This window comes from Bartonella sp. MU70NMGDW (assembly GCF_042194085.1).
GTDB lineage: Bacteria > Pseudomonadota > Alphaproteobacteria > Rhizobiales > Rhizobiaceae > Bartonella > Bartonella grahamii.
On the sequence record NZ_JBHIMK010000202.1, the window covers coordinates 1 to 2182 of the forward strand.

Sequence of the window (2182 nt, forward strand, 5' to 3'; positions counted from 1 at the left end):
GCACTAACAGGTCAGTGGCGCAATTGTCGTGATTGTCACATAAAGCCCGATTTAGTTTTGATCTATCGAAAGCCAGATGCCAAAACACTAGAGCTTTTACGACTTTCAAAACTATCTAAAGCAATGTCTTTTACGGAATGGAGATTACGCATTGCCTCACGCTTTTGTTTCTCACGTTCTTTAATGGTATCACAACCATCACGAAGAACAGAACACCATTGGATTGCCAATTCACGAGCTTTTTTAAGCGGCATTTCTTAAAGCACCAAAATCCATTTCGCAAGGGCCGCCCATGAATGGTATAATGGTAAAGCCATTGAGGATCCCCATCTTTACGTTTATGAAGGAGCAAGCCGGCACCATCATTATATTTTCCAGCCCCCAATGTGGCAACAGACCTTGCATTCAGACGGTTCATAAGAGGCATTTTTAGTCCTTTCTTGTACAGTTTTTATCCACGCACCAGCCCCGCTTGTGATGTGCAAGAGAATGATTTTGCTTGATTCAAAATAAACAAGTTTGAAATGAGAGAATCTTACGGTATTCAGAACTCTCATTCAATGTAAATAACGATAAATTATCATTATAAATCAATATATTGATTAATTTTTATCAAGAAAAATATAAGGTGTTTTTATCTAGAATATGTCACCAAGTATGCTGCCTTTTCGTACATGAAATTCATTTTTTCCTGAAGTGGTTTCTTTTCCACTTAAATACAATTTTTCTCCTCTTCACATGGGTTGCGCAGCTATTCATCATCGAATTTGCCCATAAAGCTAAAAAAGTGTATTTTTAGATAATATAAAGATAACAGCATTAAGAATAAATCTTAAAAAATAGAAGATTTCTTGCTTTTTCACTTATGGAAGTACAGAAACTCTACCGTTTGATTATGCTCCTCTTTGAATATAGATATGGTGCTAATATGCGCCATAGAGCTGTCCATGCAAAGATGATATTAGAAAAATGAAAAGTTAATCACTACACATTTGAAATAGATAGGGAACCTACAGCCACTCTCATTCACTCCAAAGGATATAGAAAATGAAAAAAAGCACACTGGATAAATAATCAATCATAGCTTACAATATAACAGAGCATAACGGTGTTTTCATATGGCTACACTCTTCCCTTGTGATATCTGTACAGAAAATATCTCTAAAATCTCTATAAAAAATACTATTAAAGTTATGCTGTAAAAATGTTAATTGCCTCAACAATCATTTGTCAAAAATTTGCAAAGAATAATCAGAGAACTAACCTTTTGAACCACAAACATAATTTGTGTACTAATGACTTGATTTTTAACGCCTTTTAATATTGATAATCTTAAAATTAAATCAAACAGCCTCCCCAGTTAATCCGGATAAATAGGTATCTAACAAAAACTATTGTTAGGAGCGTAGAAGATCGTACCCCATCGTTGTACGAGAAAGTGAACTTCCTTAAAAAACTTTGATATTGATGATACCAAACAGATTGGTATTCATTTTTACCTTACTCCGACAGATTCTGCCGTTAGAGGTGAGTTTAGCATCAATACACAATTATCTCACAATTTAACCCTCTATATTGATGTAAACTCTCAGAAAAAATTTTAAAAGACGTATAGCCGAGACAAGTTTTTCTGATAGAATACGCTACCAATTTTAATATAAAATTATAAAAAAATAATCATATTGATCCGTTTACTATTAACAAAAAACGGAGTGTATTTTTTTGTTATTTACAATCTATTATAGCAATAAAATAAATTCTTTCTTTACGATGTGTTGTCGCTATCTATAAAGATTTATTTACACTTCCATTGCTGGTTCTTCTAAACAAACAGTTTTGAGAAAATTGATGCATGCAAAGAAAATCTAACAACAAGCGCTTTATCTTTCACATACAAAACATTCAAGAAAGCTAATTTTTTCATTTATAAAATAAAATCACTCAATAAAGTTCTTTTTGTATCAATAAAAGATTTTTTAAATGAAATATTCAAAATATTGATTTATAATGATAATTTAGCGTTATTCCTATTGAATTAAAATCTTGAATATCGTAAATTTCTCTCATTTAAAATCTGTTCCATGTTGAACTAATCAAAATCATTCACTTACACGTTACAAGCGGGGCTGGCGTGTGAAGCAAAGTTATATAAGAAAAGCCTAAGAATTCCTCTCATGAACCG

General features: G+C 32.2%; 2 pseudogenes. One reads left to right on the plus strand and one right to left on the minus strand.

Annotated features, from left to right (window positions below):
• Nucleotides 1–120, plus strand: a pseudogene (locus tag ACFIKE_RS09720) (type II toxin-antitoxin system mRNA interferase toxin, RelE/StbE family); the annotation flags it as partial.
• Here the strand turns inward: ACFIKE_RS09720 and ACFIKE_RS09725 are convergent.
• Nucleotides 93–427 (minus strand): annotated as a pseudogene (locus ACFIKE_RS09725) (Arm DNA-binding domain-containing protein); the annotation flags it as partial. The pseudogenes ACFIKE_RS09720 and ACFIKE_RS09725 sit on opposite strands and share 28 nt — an antisense overlap.
• Between the last annotated feature and the right edge of the window lie 1755 nt (nt 428–2182).